Consider the following 17,166-nt stretch of genomic DNA (forward strand, 5'->3'; position numbering starts at 1 on the left):
ATTGCAATTATCGTAAAAATAATGCTATAAATTTTAGATAATCAATAATTACAACTCGGTTAATTCATGGAAAATTATCAAATCGATAATCTCGATAAAAACATCCTCAACGCATTAATGGAAAATGCACGCACCCCATACGCAGAATTAGCCAAACGCTTTGCCGTCAGTGCCGGCACTATTCATGTTCGCGTCGAAAAAATGAAACAAGCCGGTATAATCACAGGCACCCAAGTGAGTATTAATGCAAAGCAACTCGGTTACGATGTCTGCTGTTTTATTGGTATTAATCTCAATAATGCCCGTGATTACCCAGACACCTTACTGCACCTAAAAGAGCTCGAAGAAGTGGTTGAGGCCTACTACACCACGGGTAACTACAGTATATTTATCAAAGTAATGGCGCGCTCTATTGACCACTTACAGGATGTGTTGATCAATAAAATTCAAGCCATAGAGGCCATTCAATCAACTGAAACGCTTATTTCGTTACAAAACCCAATAAGTAGAGCGGTAGTGCCCTAGCCTTATACTGGGTATAATCAGCGCCAATTAGAATCCGTCAACGAGCACACAACTATGGATACAACTCGCTTTGAGCGTGTAAAACAGGTGTTAGAACGCCGCCAAACGGACCTAACGGTTTGTTTAGAAGAAGTACACAAGCATCATAATTTATCAGCCATTGCCCGTACTGCTGACGCAACAGGCTGTCATCATGTGCACGCAGTGTGGCCTGACAATCAAAAATGGCTAACCAATAACACCTCGGGTGGCAGCAAAAATTGGTTAGAAACGCACTTGCATCGCACCATAGACGACGCCGTAGCGATGATGCGAGCCCATAATCCAGAAGTGCAAATTTTAGCAACTAACCTCAGTGACGATGCGGTCGACTTTCGCGAAATTGATTACACCAAACCAACGGCTGTGATTGTAGGCCAAGAGCGTGATGGAATTTCGCCTCGCGCACTTGAGCATGCTGATAAACACATCATTATTCCAATGCAAGGGATGGTGCAATCGCTCAATGTATCCGTTGCAGCCGCATTAATTTTGTTTGAAGCACAGCGCCAACGCGAAGAAGCCGGCCTGTATGAACGTAATATGTTAGATGACAGCATAAAACACCGTATTTTATTTGAGGGATGCCACCCTATTATTGCAAAGCAATGCCGCGAAAAAGAACTGCCTTACCCCGCGCTTGATGAAAGTGGAGAAATAGTCGCTGATGATGACTTTTGGCAGATTTTAAAACATACGCAATCGCTTGAAGCCGCTAACGACTCACAGTAAACTGAAAAAAGTTTACTAATTAATAATTTGAGTCTCCATTGAGTCATTGTAGCTTAGCGTTATACCCGATAACTGAATTAAAAGGCGTTGGCCCCAAAATGGCCGAGCGCCTTGCTAAGCTTGGGATTCATACAGTGCAAGATATGCTGTTTCATTTACCGCACCGCTATGAAGACCGTACTCGCATTCACCCCATTTGTGAATTACAGCCACACAGCCATGTGAGTGTCGAGGCCACAATTGAAACCAGCCAAATTACATTTGGCAAAAGACGCATGCTGGTTTGCCAAGTTAACGATGGCACCGGTCGTTTAACGCTGCGTTTTTTTAATTTTAGTGCGGCACAAAAAAATGCGCTCAGCGCTGGTAAAATTATTCGCTGTTTTGGTGAAATACGCCGTGGTCGGGTTGGGTTTGAAATGACCCACCCTGAATACAGTTTGTCAGACACGCCATCAGAACAACCGACGAACACCACCCTAACACCCGTTTACCCTGTTACTGAAGGCCTTAAGCAGCTGTCTATCCGCGCTTTAAGCGACCAAGCCTTAGCTTTACTTGCTAAATATCCCGTTGAAGAATTACTGCCAGAACAATTTCAACCCACAGGCATGCGCTTAAGTGATGCACTATTGACCTTGCATCGCCCGCAAAACGATGTCGATTTAACGGCGCTTGAGCAAGGCTTTCACCCTGCTCAGCAACGATTAGTATTTGAAGAGCTGCTCGCACAAAATTTAAGCTTGTTGAAGCTACGCCAAAAAGGCCAAAGTGTAAAAGCTATTGCATTAAAGCCTCATAACCCGCTAGAGACAGAGTTTTTGTCGACACTGGCATTTAGTCCTACCACGGCACAAAGCCGAGTTGTGGCTGAGATCAAGGGCGATCTTCAACACCCTTTCCCAATGATGCGCCTTGTTCAAGGTGATGTAGGCTCAGGAAAAACCCTTGTTGCCGCACTCAGTGCGCTAACAGCAATTAGCGAAGGCTACCAAGTTGCCTTAATGGCTCCGACCGAAATTCTTTCTGAGCAGCATGGTATCAACTTTAGCCAATGGTTTAACAACTTGGGCATTGAAGTCGCATGGCTTGGAGGCAAAAGTAAAGGAAAAGAGCGCACCGCCACACTTGAAAAAATAGCCTCGGGTGAGGCGCAAATGATTGTTGGCACTCATGCGCTGTTCCAAGAGCAGGTCGAATTTAATAACCTTGTCTTAATCATTATTGATGAGCAACATCGCTTTGGTGTGCACCAACGATTATCACTGCGTGAAAAAGGGCGTTTTGGCGACTGTTATCCCCACCAACTGGTTATGACAGCCACACCTATCCCACGCACGTTGGCTATGACCGCGTATGCAGACTTAGAAACCTCTGTGATTGATGAATTACCGCCAGGTCGAACGCCTATCACAACCGTTGCCATTCCAGATACTCGCCGTGATGAAATCATTCAACGAGTCAGAACAGCCTGCACAGCGCAAGGCCGTCAAGTGTATTGGGTTTGTACGCTTATTGACGAGTCTGAGGTATTGCAGTGCCAAGCCGCAGAGGACAGCGCAGCACAATTAAAAGAAGCCCTGCCCGAGCTAAATGTCGGCTTAGTACATGGCCGAATGAAAGCCGCTGAAAAGCAAGCGATTATGAGTGAGTTTAAAGCGGGTAATATTCATGTTTTAGTCGCGACAACGGTGATTGAAGTGGGTGTTGATGTGCCGAATGCCAGCCTGATTATCATTGAAAACCCCGAACGCTTAGGACTTGCGCAATTACATCAATTAAGAGGCCGTGTTGGTCGAGGGGCGATAGCATCGCACTGTGTTCTTCTTTATCACGCGCCTTTATCTGCAACAGCACAAAAACGCTTAGGTGTATTACGCGAAAGTAATGACGGCTTTGTTATTGCCGAAAGAGACCTTGAAATCCGTGGTCCAGGTGAAGTGCTCGGCACCAAGCAAACCGGTTTAGCCGAATTTAAAATCGCCGACCTTAATCGCGACAAACAAACGCTGGCCCATGTCAGACCCATTGCCTTTAAAATGTTAACCGACTACCCAGAGCAATCAAACAAGCTAATTACACGTTGGTTAGCCGGCAAATCAGATTACGCGCTCGCATAAAAAAGCCCCGCATCAATGCAGGGCTTAAAATAAGGGAGTTATCCGTGTGAACGGTTAGAATTTGTATTCAATACCAACGCCTAGGTAATCTTGATCCACTTGGTTGTCCATATCAAATGTTGAGTAGAAACCAAATACTTTGGTGTTTTTGCTAAGCGTGTGATCAACACCAGCAGAGATAGCCGTTTTCTTATCGCCTTCATCAAAATCAATCACTTGGTATTGAACTTTGAACGTGTTGCTATTCATTTTATACGCCGCATTCACCAAGTAACCATCCGCTTCTGCGCTGCCATCCACTTTCTCTTGTGTTTGGTACATAGCACCTAGTTTAAAGTCGCCGACTTTACCTTGTACGGTTGCACGTACAATATCGTAGCCTTTCACTTCACTATCTGCTGCAACAGAGGCATACAGTTTGCTGTCTTTTAATTGAGCGTCACCGTAAGTAACTGCAAGTGAATAACCGTTATCTGCATCAACATCATCTTCTGCAATATAGGTTGCAAGCACTTTAAAGCCACTGAAATCGTTAGATGCGTAAGAAATCGTATTACCTAAACGGTTTTCACCTTTAAATACATTTTTAATATCGCCTTCAAGGTCATTGAATAAATCAATTTTGCCTTGAGATAGCTTCATTGCTGTGTCGTTACGACCAATCACAACCTGACCAAAGCCACCTTTAACACCTACGTATTGGTTACGTGCAGTGATGTTGTCATCATTGTCGCCTTTTGAATCAGCGTCAGATACGTCAACACCAAACTCTAGTTTATAAACAGCTTCTAAGCCTTCAGTTATTTTTTCAGAGCCTTTCAGGCCAAAACGTGAGTTATTGCTTTTGATTTCAGTGAAAGACCCTTCACCATCGTCAGATGATTGAACAGTCACGTTTGCTTTACCATACACATCAACATCCGCTAATGCTGAAAAAGATAAACCACCAAATAAAGCTAAGAATAAGCTAGACTTTGCAAATTTCATGTCGTTTCCTCAATAATCGCAACAAAAACACGTGCTCGTGTTTCAATGCGGGCAGTTTGCCAGCGAAAAATGACAGAAAAATGACAATTGAAATAAAATCGTAAATTTACCTTCATGAAATGTAATTATTTCTGAAATAAAAACGTAACTTACTACTGCAAAATAAAATTTTATTTAAAGCATCGTTTAAAATTTTTTAAGCTTTAATTTTTAATTCAGTCAATAAAGTCACCAATTTCTCTAATAGTGGCGTTTGTTCATTATCTCTGTGGTAGGCAACAAACACATCTCGCGAGGTATGCGCCACATCTTCAACATGATATAGCTCACCCGCTTTAAGCTGCTCCTCGACTAATAACTGAGGAATAAAGGCACTACCGCCACACTTCAAAATTAAGTCTAAGGCAATACGCCCGGTGCTGGTTCTAAAATAAGGAGGAGCGTGACCATTAAACTCACGAGCATGCCATAACGAAAACGAGGTGCCCCAGTCTACATACACATACTGGTTATCAAAAAAGTTCTCACTGTTTGCTGTTTCGTATGCACTCACCGGAATGATCGGCAATTCACAAATACGCTCAACAATTAACTCATCTACTTTAGGGGGATCGAACAGCACGGCTAAATCGAGTGTGCGCTCAAGTAATAAACGCGTGCTCTCTTGCTGCGCCTTCACTTCAGCAACCAATGAAACTCCCGGCATTGCCGAGACAATATTCGTGATCCCAAACTGTAAAAAAGCATCCCAAATATTCGGAGTGCCTGCTAAACTAATTTGCTTATGCATATTATCAGCAAGTGCCACATCGACTTTAGCCCTTTGCATGCCGGTGATAATCATTTGTGCGTGAGGTAAGAGTCGTTCACCCGGCGCTGTTAGCTGTATATTATTACGCTGACGAATAAATAAATTAACGCCTAAACCTTGCTCTAATTGACGGATCCGAAAACTCACAGCAGACTGGGTAATGTACAGGTTTTCAGCTGCCTTACCAAAGTGACGTGTGCGCACCACTTCAACAAAGGTCTTTAATAAATCGATATCCATTTTTTACCCTTACGATAAAAATAACTTGTTTAATAAAATCGACAACTTGATCCATACTCCTGCAAGAAAATAGGGTATGAGGATACAGCCATGAGCAATGACATTTCATCACTTCGTCAGGCATTCGTAAGCCAACGTCAATTTTATGATGATCAAAACTTCCCACGCGGTTTTGGTCGTAGTGGTCACTTCACTTTGCTAGAAGCCGACATTCTCGAACAGCATGGTGTTGTACTAAAGGGTTTATACAACAAAACCCTAGAACCACAAAATGAATTTCAAACTCAATTTGTGCAAGTAGTCACAGGTAACCTAGAAGCAACCAACCCAATTGAGCGCGCTTGGATAAAATACCTAAAACAAACTACCTGCAAAACTAAGTTTCATACTTTGTTCGGTCGTTCTCGTATCGCGAGCCCGACACCACAAAGCGTTGATTATTATTCTGAGTCGGATAGTTTGTAAGCAAGTTGCTTTTTTAACTTTTTAGAGTTACAACATGTAATAACTTACGCTACGCGATAAAGTTATTACAAGGTAAAACGTGACCAGAAAAATATTAATCATTGAAGATGCACCTACTATTGCGCGAGTGCAAAAGCATATCGCGCAAAAAGTAGGGTTTGAAGCAGACATCGCAACATCGTTAGCTGAAGCTAAACAACTTATTGCTGAAAATAACTATTTTTGCGCCGTTGTTGATTTTATCCTTCCAGATGCACCCAACGGTGAAGCCATCCCCTGCAGCGTCGATGCCGACATTCCTACCATCGTTATGACCGGCAATTTAGACGAAAAAACCCGAAACACGGTCGAAAAGCATCCTATCATTGATTACATCACCAAAGAAAATAAACAAGCCTATCAATACTTAGAAAAACAACTGACTCGCCTACCGCGTAATGAACAAATATTAGTTTTAGTGGTTGATGACTCACCCGCAACTCGCCGTCACATTTGTAATCTACTCGCACGACATAAGTACCAAGTTATTGAAGCGGTAGATGGCGTAGATGCACTGCGAGTCTTAGCAGAAAACCCCTCAATCTCTGTGATCATTACTGATAACGAAATGCCTAATATGAATGGCGATCAGCTCTGTGTCGAAATTCGTCGCCTGTATAACAATGACGAAAAAGCCATAATTGGTATTTCAGCACAAGATACCTTGCATTTATCAACGCGTTTTTTAAAGTCTGGCGCTGACGATTATTTAAGTAAGCCCTTTAATAACGAAGAGTTTTATTGTCGCTTAAGCCAAAACGTCGACATGTTAGAAAATATTAAAACGATTCGCTTACAAGCGAATACCGACTACCTAACATCATTGCCTAACCGCCGCTATTTCTTTGGCGAGGCGAGTCAGCATTTAAAAGCGGCACACGCGGCAAAAAAATCGGTCTCACTCGGCATGATTGATATCGATTACTTTAAATCAATTAACGACAAGTACGGTCATGACTCAGGTGATGATGTACTCAAATGCCTGTCACGGTGCCTGCTTAAGTACTTTAAAGATAATTTAGTCGGACGCTTAGGCGGAGAAGAGTTTGCTGTCTTTTTTGCTGATAATGATCCGCAACAAGCACAGCAACGATTAGAAAAATTTCGCCATTTCATCGAAAAACACAGCGCGGAATTTAGTCGTGACAACATTACATTTACGCTATCTATCGGATTTCATAATGGGCCTGTTTACAGCATTGATGAACTGATAAAACAGGCCGATTTAAAACTCTATCAAGCCAAAGAGACTGGCCGTAACAAGTTAGTGAGCTGATATTAAATAGGTTTAGTCACTGCTTTTAATGATGCTTTACGCTGCTTACGGCTTTGACGGTACGAATCCCAACTGAACAAAGCCAGCGCGCTCCATATACACGCAAACGTTATCACCCTTTCAGCATCAAATACTTCGCCATAAAATGCCACTGCCAGCACAAACATTAAACTTGGACCAATATACTGAAAAAAGCCCAATGTACTGTACTGCAAACGTTTAGCAGCGCCTGTAAAACACAGCAAAGGCAACGTGGTCACCACACCTGCACTAATAAGTAACAGATTGATATGCCAATCATTGGCAGTAAAATCAGAACTGGCTGTGGGCACCATTAACCACCAGTAAACCAAAGCAACAGGCAGTAAAATTAACGCTTCAAGTAATAACCCTGGCAGCGATTCGATAGGCAGCTTTTTACGCAGTAAGCCATAGATAGCGAACGAGCCTGCCAAAGAAAAAGCCACGATTGGAAAAGAGCCAAAGCTGAGCAATTGTAATAATACACCGCATAATGCAAGGCCAACGGCTACGCCTTGCCATTTACGCAGTCGCTCACCTAAAAACAGCATACCTAACAACACATTTAAAAGTGGGTTTATGTAATAACCCAAACTCGCATCGAGCATGTGGTTATTGTTTACCGCCCAAATAAACAAGCCCCAGTTAAAGCCAAGCAAACTGGCCGTTACCACCAACATTAGGAGCAACTTAGGCTGACCTAATACAACGCGAATGCGCTGCCATTGATGGCGTGCAGCAATAATGATCAACAAAAATAACACCGACCAAATAACACGGTGCATCAAGATTTCAAAGGCAGATATATTCTGTAAAAGTTTAAAATAAATGGGTGCTAAGCCCCACATAAAAAACGCTAAACATGCGAAAATAACCCCTTTTCGCTGTTCAAGATTGGTAGGCATAAGTCAGGCTTTATAGATTAAAAACACTATTTTACGCCGCCTATTTACTGGCGCAACTAAAACGCGGCAAATAAACCCATGTATACCCAAACCACCTCAAGATGCGAGTTTCAGTTGGAATTAAAAGCGATTTAGGCAAGACATTGATTGCAAGTAATAGTGGTTCTATTGTTAAAATCAATAACGCAGTATAAATCGCTTTTAAACCAACCCTTTGGGCGCTCCACAGGCACTTACTCTCATCGTTGTTACTTCTTAAAAGAGACTGCCATTGTTGCAAAGTAACGCCTTGATATTAAGCACCTGTGAAACGCTGAATTCTGCATATTGAGGTCGTTTGAGTATATTGCTACAGACATCATCCAAAAAAAACACTAAAATGCTCTGCGATGAATACCAATACCGCAATGACTAACACCCCCGTTCGATCACCACAAGCCGTACTCAAACAAGTGTTTGGTTACAAGGATTTTCGTGATGGTCAAGAAGCGATTATAGCCGCAGCGCTTGACGGACAAGACTCGCTCGTCTTGTTACCAACAGGTGGGGGAAAATCACTTTGCTATCAAGTACCCGCCTTGATCCTTGATGGTGTCACTGTCGTCATTTCGCCGCTTATTTCATTAATGCAAGACCAAGTTGCACAACTCAAAGCACTGGGCGTTCAGGCCGCTTATATTAACAACAGTCTGCCATTCGAAGAGCAGCAAGCGGTGTACCAGCAACTGCATTACGGGCAAATAAAGCTGTTGTACGTCGCACCTGAAAAAGTATTACAGCACGAATTTTTAGAGCGCCTTAGTCACCTAAAACTTGCTCTGTTTGCTATTGATGAAGCGCACTGTGTCTCGCATTGGGGCCATGATTTTAGGCCTCACTATTGTCGGCTTAATGAGCTAAAACAGCGTTTTATGCATGTTCCGATGATGGCATTAACTGCCACAGCCGATAAAGCGACACGTTACGATATTATTGAGCAGCTACAGCTTAATCAGCCTTACGTACACACAGGCAGCTTTGATAGGCCCAATATCCGTTACACCATCGAAGAAAAATTCAAACCCATGGTGCAGCTGCTGCGTTATTTAAAAGAGCAGCAAAACCAAAGTGGAATAATTTACTGCACCAGCCGTAAACGTGTTGATGATGTTGCCGAAAAACTCGCTGATGCAGGCTTTAATGCCGCGGCTTATCATGCCGGGATGAGTAACGAACAACGACAATTTGTGCAGTCAGGTTTTGCCCGTGACGATATTCAAATTGTAGTAGCAACGGTTGCCTTTGGTATGGGAATTAATAAACCTAATGTACGCTTTGTTGTGCATTACGATATTCCTAAAAGTGTTGAAGCTTACTACCAAGAAACAGGCCGTGCTGGTCGTGATGGCTTAGCCGCTGAAGCGATAATGTATTTTGATCCGGCCGACATAGGACGCGTTCGTCGCTTTTTTGAAGATATCGAAGATGAGCAACGCCGCCGAGTAGAAGAGCAGCGCTTTAATGCGATGGCCAGCTTTGCTGAAGCCCAAACATGTCGCAGACAAATCCTGCTCAACTATTTTAGCGAGTACAAACGTGAAACCTGTGGCAACTGCGATATTTGCTTAAATCCACCGACAAGCTTTGACGGCACGTTGGTCGCGCAACAAGCACTCTCGTGCGTATATCGTGCAGAGCAGCGTTTTGGTATTGGTTATATTGTTGAATTGCTGCGCGGGGCAAATACCAGCCGTATCCGCGATAACAATCACCACCAGCTGAGCACTTACGGTATAGGCAAAGATCACAGTGTAGAGTTTTGGCTGAGCATTTTAAGGCAGCTTATTCACCAAGGCTTATTAAGCCAAGATATAACTCAGGGCTCTTCACTGCGCTTAACCGAAGCAGCTCGTGCAGTACTTAAAAGTGAATACGCCCTGCAATTAGCCGAGCCACGCTTACAAGCCAAACACGTTTATCAAGATAAACTCGCGCAATTTAATTACGACAAAAAGCTGTTTGCTAGATTACGAGCTCTGCGTAAGGAGTTGGCTGATGCGGATGACGTTCCTCCGTATGTCGTTTTCAATGATAAAACGCTGGCTGAAATGGCACAGCTCATGCCGACCAATGATAGCGAATTTTTAAAAGTATCAGGCGTGGGGTTTACGAAGCTAAACAAGTACGGTTCTCCTTTTTTAAACACCATTCGCGACTACCTCGCCGCCCACTAGGATTACGATGACTAGCCTTATTTATGACGCCGAGTATGAAATAATTGTCATTAACTCACGCGACCTGCCTAACGACGAAGATTTTGAACTGTGGGCTACTCTCTTTTTGCACGCCCCCGCAATTAAAATTGCAGACTTTGATGCCGGTGCCGATCGTCATCAGTTAAGGTTTCACTTTACAGATCATAGTTTTAATCTAAACTTTGAACATTATAGCGAAAGTGTTTGGATAAACGCTGAAGGCGTTGAAGCGGCGAGTGTTTTGCCAAAACTTCATCAGTATTTAGTCATGCAGTTACAATAATAAGCTAGACTTTTTCTCACGCTTAGTATGTAGTAGTTGCATAGCAAATAAACAACTAAGGGTGTAAATGGGATTTAAGCAGTCGCACTTTGTTGCTCAGATTTTACCAATGGTGTTACTTAGCGTAACATCTCATGCCTATGCAGAGCAGGTACTCGCTGACAATAATAACTACTGTCACAACCAACGCACTCTTAAAACGCAAGACAACAACTTACGTCGCCAGCTCGATACTGACAATCCCCTCCCCGAAGCCGCCGATAACCGCAAAATCACTTCCATTAAGCTTGAACAGCTCAATGTCTTCAATACCGCACTTGAAGAAGAAAACAACGCGTTATTTCGCTTTGCGAATCGTGCTCATATGACAACCGAACCCGAAGTGATTCACAGTGTACTGCTGTTTTCAGAGGGGGATATTTATCAACCTCGTAAGTTACTAGAATCAGAACGACTCTTGCGTAAACAAGGTTATTTATACGATGCACGCATTCATGCTGAACTTGATTGCGACGGCAACGTGAATGTTAAAGTCGTTACGCGTGACTTGTGGACTTTGCTGCCCGAAATTAGCTTTAGTCGCAGCGGCGGTGAAAACGAATCAAGTATAGGCTTTCGTGAATCAAACTTTTTAGGCTGGGGTAAACGGGTGTCGTTCTCGCGTACGCACGATGCAGACCGCACCGGGTATTTATTTGTATACGATGACCCTAATATCTTTTCGAGTCGCTACCGTGGTCGACTCGAATATTCAGATAACGATGATGGTAAACGCCATTACATCGATGTTAGTTACCCATTCTACTCAATTGATACTCCTTACAGTTACGGTGCAACCAGTTACTCAGACCAGCGCCGTGAGCCACTTTATTATCGCGGCGAAGTTGTCAGTGAGTTCGAGCAAAAAACCACCCTCAATCGCGCTTACTTTGGACATTCAAGTCAACTTGCCCGAAGCTGGACACAACGAATCAGTTTAGGAATAGAAAACCGTGAAGACACCTTTAAAGCCATTGCTGCCACCCAGTTACCTATCGCAGATGATCGCAGCCTAAGTTACCCGTTCATCAGTGCGCAATGGTTCGAAGACCATTATGTAAAAGTAAGAAATTTCGACAGTATTTATCGTACTGAAGACCTAAATCTTGGCTGGAATATTCAAGCATTACTGGGTTATTCAAGTAAAGATTTTAGCGATGACGCCAGCCGGACTATTTATTCTTTGTCTCTGTCAAAAGCCCATTACAGCGGAGATAATCAGCTATGGCGCTTTAAAGCTGACATAGATGGTTATTGGAACGAAGAACAAGACGATGTCGAAAATCTCATAACCAGTAGCCAAGTACAATACTATTTGAATACCAGTTTACAACAAAGCTGGTATGCCAAAGTGCGCCTGCAATATGCCAAAAACCTGACAGCCGATAAACAACTCACCCTTGGCGGCGAAAATGGTTTACGTGGCTACCCGCTTGATTATCAAATTGGCGATCGTAGCTTTTTAGTAAGTCTCGAAAAACGCTATTATTGGGAATATGACTTACTGCAACTATTTAAAGTCGGTGGCGCGGCTTTTTACGACATCGGCCGCGCTTGGTATAACGACAAAGATAACGGCACGAATGGTAATGTACTGCAAAATATCGGTGTTGGCTTACGGTTAGCACCAAGTCGAGCAAATGCCGGAACGGTCATTCACCTTGATATTGCTGCGCCTATCAACAAAAAGGACAGCGACATTGATTCTGTGCAATGGCTTGTCACCGTTAAAAATACTTTCTAAGATAGTGTTATTCGGTTAGTAAAGAGCTAAAATCTCGACGCTTAACATTAATGTAGGATCCCCCTTGGACTTCGAAACACTCTTTAACGAGCAATACCATTTAATCGTGACGATTATCGCGATTTTACTTTACCCATTACTAAGAAAAACCACAAAGAAACTGCTGTTAAAAGCCATCAAAGGTAAAGCAGATCCTCATCGTGTTTATCGTGCAGAACTGCTACTAAACATTATTCTCGCCATTGTAATGCTGTGCCTAGTGTTAGTATTTTGGGGCATTGAGCTGCGCGGTTTATTAGTTTTAGGTTCATCACTATTTGCTATGTTAGGTGTCGCCCTATTCGCAGCATGGTCGTTATTGAGTAATTTAACCGCCTTTTTATTAATGTTCATTCAAAACGACTGTCGTGTGGGCTATTGGATACGTGTCATCGATGGCGCAAACTTTTTAGAGGGACGTATCATTGAAATGGGTTTGATGAACGTGGTGCTTGAGCATGTCGATGGCCACAAGGTTATTTATCCCAATAATATTTTTGTTACTCGCCCAGTAATGGTACTCAATAAAGCCCCTACTCCGAGTAAAACGCAATCAACAAAGCGTATTCTGGGACCCAAAAAATAAAGCCGCAAATGCGGCTTTTATTTTATGTATTGACGATGTCAGCAACTAATTATTGAGTTCAGCCGTTTTAAGCTCGTCTTCAATATCGCTTATTTCGTCAATAAAGGTTTCTAGCTGTTGCTCTACCAAGCTATTCGCATGCGCAAAGTAAGCAAGATGGAATACCGCATCGCCCTCATTTACAAGCGGCATGGTTTGCTGGCCAATTACAATGCCACTTCGTGGCGCTAATAGCTCAAGCTCAGCATCACCAAGTGGACTGCTGATATAAGCGAGCACTTGCCCTTTCATGACGCGCTCACCAAGGGATACTTGCGCACGGACAATACCATCAACCTCTGCACGCACCCAACTTGTTGAACTTGCAATCACCGGCTCTGGGAGTTTTTTCGCCCGCTTACCACGCACCATTTTTAAATGACGCATAACATAATCAACGCCTTGCACACCGGCTGCAATCGCAATGGGGTCGAATCGCAGCGCTTCACCCGCTTCGTAGGTTATCACTGGGATACCTAAATTAGCCGCTTCACTGCGTAAAGAGCCATTGCGTAATGAGGCGTCTATCACCGCTGGTGTACCAAATGCTTTTGCCATAGCCGCGGTATCAGGATCACTTAAGTTAGCCCTAATTTGCGGTAAGTTAGTACGATGAATCGCACCAGTGTGCAAATCAATAATGTGCGTACAGTGCATTGCCACCTGCGAGAAAAAGGCATTCGCCATTCGCCCAGCTAATGACCCCCGTGTTGAACCCGGAAAACTGCGATTCATATCACGACGGTCAGGTAAATAACGCGACTTATGGATAAAGCCAAATACATTCACTATTGGCACCGCTATAATTGTGCCGCGTAATTGTTCAGGCTCAATTTTTGCGAGCAATTGCCTTACAACCTCAACACCATTGAGCTCATCACCATGAATTGCCGCGCATACCATTAACACAGGCCCTTGCTGGACCCCATTAACGACTTCAATTGGAATATTAAGCGGTGAGTGGGTATAAAGCTTTGCTGCTTCAATCGAAAACGTTTTACGTTCACCCACACCAACCGTATCACCTAAAATTGAAAACGGAGTATTTTTCTTAACCTTTGCCACGCACTTTTCCTTTTACTAGAGCGCTTGTAAATCTTAGCCTTTACCACGTGTTGCAGTTCTTTTCGTTGCTGCATTTTTTTCAATAAAATCAACAATCATGCCTGCAATATCTTTACCCGTAGCGACTTCGATACCTTCAAGACCCGGCGATGAGTTAACTTCCATCACTAATGGTCCTCGTGCTGAGCGAAGTAAATCAACGCCCGCTACGTTTAAGCCCATTGCTTTTGCTGCAGCAACGGCTGTTTTTCTTTCTTCAGGGGTAATGCGAACCAATGTCGCACTGCCGCCACGGTGTAAGTTAGAGCGGAACTCACCTTCTTGTGCTTGACGCTTCATCGCTGCGATTACTTTATCGCCCAAAACGAAACAGCGAATATCTGCACCGCCCGCTTCCTTGATGTACTCTTGCACCATGATGTTCGCTTTTAAGCCCATGAAAGCTTCGATTACACTTTCTGCCGCTTTGCGCGTTTCGGCTAACACAACACCAATGCCTTGTGTACCCTCTAGTAACTTAATAACCACCGGTGTACCACCAACCATGCTTAGTAAGTCTTTAACATCATCAGGCTTGCTTGCAAACCCTGTGACAGGCATGCCTACACCTTTACGCGATAATAGTTGCAATGAACGTAATTTATCGCGAGAGCGTGAAATAGCCACTGATTCATTTACAGGGAACACACCCATCATTTCAAATTGACGTAATACAGCACACCCATAGAAAGTCACTGACGAGCCAATACGCGGAACAATAGCATCAAAATCTTTTAAATTTTCGCCGCGGTAATGAATTTCTGGTTGATCAGAATTAATGTTCATATAACAACGCAATGCATCAATCACTTTTACTTCATGACCACGTTGCTCAGCTGCTTCAATTAAGCGACGTGTTGAATATAAGTTTTGGTTGCGAGATAAAATACCAAGTTTCATAGTTAAAACCTTTACTGACAAACTCACACACTGAGCGTGCTATGAGCGCCTTTTATAATAAATGAGATAAAGCCGGATCGACGACTATGCGATTTTCCATTGCTGTACGCCCTAACAACATTCTAAACTTCATTGTTGAACGGTTACTTAAAGTCACTCTAACGGGCCAGCTTTGGCTTCCTGCGACTAACGTTGTTTCTATAAAGTAACGAAGCTCTCTTTGACCACTTGAACTGGTCACATACTTACGCTCCATCACTTTTGCACGACAGTGGACCACAGTATCCACATCATCCTGCAGAGGCTGGGTTGTGAATTTCACCCAGTTTTCGCCATTTTCTGAAAACTCTTCAATATCAAAAGCATGAATACACGATGTACGCGCCCCCGTGTCCACTTTTGCTTTGATTTTATCAATTCCTAAATCAGGAAGGCTTAGCCATTCGCGCCAGCCAACGATAATTTTTGCACTCATTAATGTGCCCTCTATAAAAAAGTGTCTTATACGCTACAGAGCTAGAAACACCAACAAAATATATTCATCTCATCGATAAATCGATTTCATTAATATAGTCTTGACTATACTAATGTATATACTCAACTATATCGCACTATTTGTAAAATGAGAGTTCAATATGATCAATGGGTTACTTCATGTCTTAATTTTAGACGAGCAAGGCGGTGCACGTGCTATTGACAATAGTACCGAGCTGGAGAATTGGCAACCCGAACATGGAAAACTTTGGGTTCATATGGATTACAGCCAAGCTGACGCTGTAAAGTGGCTTGCTGACAGTAATTTACTGACTGACTATGAATTAGCATCCCTGATTGCGGATGAGACGCGTCCACGCCTAACAAAAGTAACCAACGGTTCGATGCTCTTTTTACGTGGCGTTAATTTAAATCCCGCACAAAGCCCAGAAGACATGGTGTCTTTGCGCTTATTTATAAACGAAAACGTTATTATCACAACCCGCAAACGCCGTTTACTCTCAGTGCAAGATGTTGTTGCAACATTTGATGACAGTAACGGTCCATGTTCAATTTCAGAGCTTGTGTGTCAATTAGCGCAAAATCTTACATCGCGTATGCAAGGGGTCATTGATAGCCTTGATGACACGTTGGATATATTTGAAGACGAAATTGATGAGCCAAGCAAAGGTTTTGATAACCAAGCTTTAGCACAAATGCGCCGTCAGACCATCGCCCTAAAACGCTATTTAAGGCCACAAAAAGAGGCCCTTATTACGTTGTTAAACAACAAATACAAGTGGTTAGATGAAGACGACAAAGCCCGTTTAAACGAAACAACCAATATGTTGATTCGCTTTTTAGAAGAGCTAGACAGCTCAATTGAACGTGCACAAATTATTCAACAGACTATTGCTAACCAAGTGTCTGAACAACTTAATCAGCGTATGTATGTGATGTCGGTGGTTGCAGCATTATTTTTACCATTAGGCTTCTTAACGGGCTTACTTGGTGTCAATGTGGGCGGCATTCCGGGCACGGAAAGTCCGTATGCATTTAGCCTATTTTTAATCTTCTTAGTGGTCCTTACCGTTGGTATTGGTATCTACTTTAAGAATAAAAAGTGGTTATAAGCCTACCTTAGCGTGGCTCAACAGATTTGATTAAATCAAGGCGAACGGCGTGTTCGCCTTTTTTTGTGCTCAAAATTAAGTGCTCACCTTCAGGACTTATAATCTGTAAGTTAATCGCTTTGCCATTTACTTGCTCGCCTGAGTGCAATGTAATCTGTAATTCTGTTGAGTGCATACACCACAATTCGAATTGGTCGTAATCACCACATGCAATGGGTTGATAAGTCATGTTTTAAAATCATGAAGATAAAAAGGATATAAACAGTGTAGAAAATAACAAAAGAAGGAGCAAATGGCGCTCTCGGCAGGGATCGAACCTGCAACTTAGCCTCCGGAGGGCCACGTGATATCCATTTCACCACGAGAGCACATTTGTCGTTGTCAGTACCAACTCGCGATATCAGCATGACAACCCGGCAATGATAATGGCA

The 17,166-nt window shown here is 43.0% G+C and carries 17 protein-coding genes and 1 tRNA gene; 10 read left to right on the plus strand and 8 right to left on the minus strand.

The genetic code is table 11. The features are described 5' to 3' along the window. The first annotated feature begins 66 nt into the window (after positions 1-66). Genes asnC through recG form a run of 3 tightly spaced genes read left to right on the plus strand, consistent with a single transcriptional unit; the run spans position 67 to position 3,416 of the window. On the plus strand, positions 67-525 hold the full coding sequence (asnC, locus tag D0907_RS14105; RefSeq protein WP_036973064.1) for a transcriptional regulator AsnC: 459 nt from the start codon (positions 67-69) through the stop codon (positions 523-525). A 54-nt stretch (positions 526-579) separates the two neighbouring features. Then, on the plus strand, positions 580-1,296 hold the full coding sequence (gene trmH / locus D0907_RS14110) for a tRNA (guanosine(18)-2'-O)-methyltransferase TrmH (protein ID WP_065978344.1): 717 nt from the start codon (positions 580-582) through the stop codon (positions 1,294-1,296). A 38-nt stretch (positions 1,297-1,334) separates the two neighbouring features. Next, positions 1,335-3,416: an ATP-dependent DNA helicase RecG gene (gene recG / locus D0907_RS14115; protein ID WP_118844645.1), complete on the plus strand. Its 2,082-nt coding sequence runs from the start codon at positions 1,335-1,337 to the stop codon at positions 3,414-3,416. A 54-nt stretch (positions 3,417-3,470) separates the two neighbouring features. On the opposite strand, the gene D0907_RS14120 is transcribed toward recG, so the two are convergent. Then, positions 3,471-4,403, minus strand: coding sequence for a porin (locus D0907_RS14120; protein ID WP_036973069.1), 933 nt, complete (start codon positions 4,401-4,403; stop codon positions 3,471-3,473). Positions 4,404-4,599: 196 nt separating this feature from the next. Continuing rightward, complete coding sequence (locus tag D0907_RS14125) at positions 4,600-5,454, minus strand: LysR family transcriptional regulator (protein ID WP_036973070.1); 855 nt, start codon at positions 5,452-5,454, stop codon at positions 4,600-4,602. 90 nt (positions 5,455-5,544) lie between these two features. Between D0907_RS14125 and D0907_RS14130 the strand changes: the two genes are divergently transcribed. After that, positions 5,545-5,919 carry a MaoP family protein gene (locus tag D0907_RS14130; RefSeq protein WP_036973071.1) on the plus strand — a complete coding sequence of 125 codons (375 nt, stop codon included), beginning with the start codon at positions 5,545-5,547 and terminating at the stop codon, positions 5,917-5,919. Positions 5,920-5,998: 79 nt separating this feature from the next. After that, a complete protein-coding gene (locus tag D0907_RS14135; protein WP_065978342.1) occupies positions 5,999-7,234 on the plus strand; it encodes a GGDEF domain-containing response regulator in 1,236 nt (411 codons plus the stop codon). A 2-nt stretch (positions 7,235-7,236) separates the two neighbouring features. Here the strand turns inward: D0907_RS14135 and rarD are convergent, their stop codons facing one another. After that, a complete protein-coding gene (rarD, locus tag D0907_RS14140) occupies positions 7,237-8,160 on the minus strand; it encodes an EamA family transporter RarD (RefSeq protein WP_036973073.1) in 924 nt (307 codons plus the stop codon). A gap of 389 nt (positions 8,161-8,549) precedes the next feature. Between rarD and recQ the strand changes: the two genes are divergently transcribed. The 4 genes from recQ to D0907_RS14165 all read left to right on the plus strand — a co-directional run bounded on the left by recQ (position 8,550) and on the right by D0907_RS14165 (position 13,085). Then, positions 8,550-10,373 (plus strand): DNA helicase RecQ, encoded by a 1,824-nt coding sequence (gene recQ, locus D0907_RS14150; RefSeq protein ID WP_036973074.1) that lies wholly within the window; start codon positions 8,550-8,552, stop codon positions 10,371-10,373. A 7-nt stretch (positions 10,374-10,380) separates the two neighbouring features. Then, positions 10,381-10,677 (plus strand): DUF3630 family protein, encoded by a 297-nt coding sequence (locus D0907_RS14155; protein ID WP_118844646.1) that lies wholly within the window; start codon positions 10,381-10,383, stop codon positions 10,675-10,677. Positions 10,678-10,744: 67 nt separating this feature from the next. Further along, positions 10,745-12,460 (plus strand): BamA/TamA family outer membrane protein, encoded by a 1,716-nt coding sequence (locus D0907_RS14160; RefSeq protein ID WP_051501926.1) that lies wholly within the window; start codon positions 10,745-10,747, stop codon positions 12,458-12,460. A gap of 64 nt (positions 12,461-12,524) precedes the next feature. Beyond that, entirely contained in the window at positions 12,525-13,085 is a 561-nt protein-coding gene (locus tag D0907_RS14165) for a mechanosensitive ion channel domain-containing protein (RefSeq protein WP_036973077.1), read from the plus strand. A 45-nt stretch (positions 13,086-13,130) separates the two neighbouring features. Here the strand turns inward: D0907_RS14165 and D0907_RS14170 are convergent, their stop codons facing one another. Genes D0907_RS14170 through D0907_RS14180 form a run of 3 tightly spaced genes read right to left on the minus strand, consistent with a single transcriptional unit; the run spans position 13,131 to position 15,603 of the window. Then, positions 13,131-14,189: a succinylglutamate desuccinylase/aspartoacylase family protein gene (locus D0907_RS14170; RefSeq protein ID WP_036973078.1), complete on the minus strand. Its 1,059-nt coding sequence runs from the start codon at positions 14,187-14,189 to the stop codon at positions 13,131-13,133. A 33-nt stretch (positions 14,190-14,222) separates the two neighbouring features. After that, on the minus strand, positions 14,223-15,128 hold the full coding sequence (rimK, locus tag D0907_RS14175) for a 30S ribosomal protein S6--L-glutamate ligase (RefSeq protein WP_036973079.1): 906 nt from the start codon (positions 15,126-15,128) through the stop codon (positions 14,223-14,225). Between the two features lie 52 nt (positions 15,129-15,180). Then, the gene (locus D0907_RS14180; RefSeq protein WP_036973081.1) at positions 15,181-15,603 is read right to left on the minus strand and encodes an ATP-dependent zinc protease family protein; all 423 of its coding nucleotides are present in this window, start codon (positions 15,601-15,603) and stop codon (positions 15,181-15,183) included. Positions 15,604-15,763: 160 nt separating this feature from the next. Between D0907_RS14180 and D0907_RS14185 the strand changes: the two genes are divergently transcribed. Beyond that, entirely contained in the window at positions 15,764-16,735 is a 972-nt protein-coding gene (locus tag D0907_RS14185; protein WP_074989354.1) for a zinc transporter ZntB, read from the plus strand. A gap of 7 nt (positions 16,736-16,742) precedes the next feature. On the opposite strand, the gene D0907_RS14190 is transcribed toward D0907_RS14185, so the two are convergent. Together D0907_RS14190 and D0907_RS14195 are read right to left on the minus strand one after the other, a co-directional pair. Beyond that, positions 16,743-16,964, minus strand: coding sequence for a Rho-binding antiterminator (locus tag D0907_RS14190; protein ID WP_036973086.1), 222 nt, complete (start codon positions 16,962-16,964; stop codon positions 16,743-16,745). 64 nt (positions 16,965-17,028) lie between these two features. Then, positions 17,029-17,103 (minus strand) — tRNA-Arg (locus tag D0907_RS14195). Positions 17,104-17,166 lie beyond the last annotated feature (63 nt).

It is taken from the genome of Pseudoalteromonas lipolytica (assembly GCF_003515105.1).
Classification (GTDB): Bacteria; Pseudomonadota; Gammaproteobacteria; order Enterobacterales; family Alteromonadaceae; genus Pseudoalteromonas; species Pseudoalteromonas lipolytica.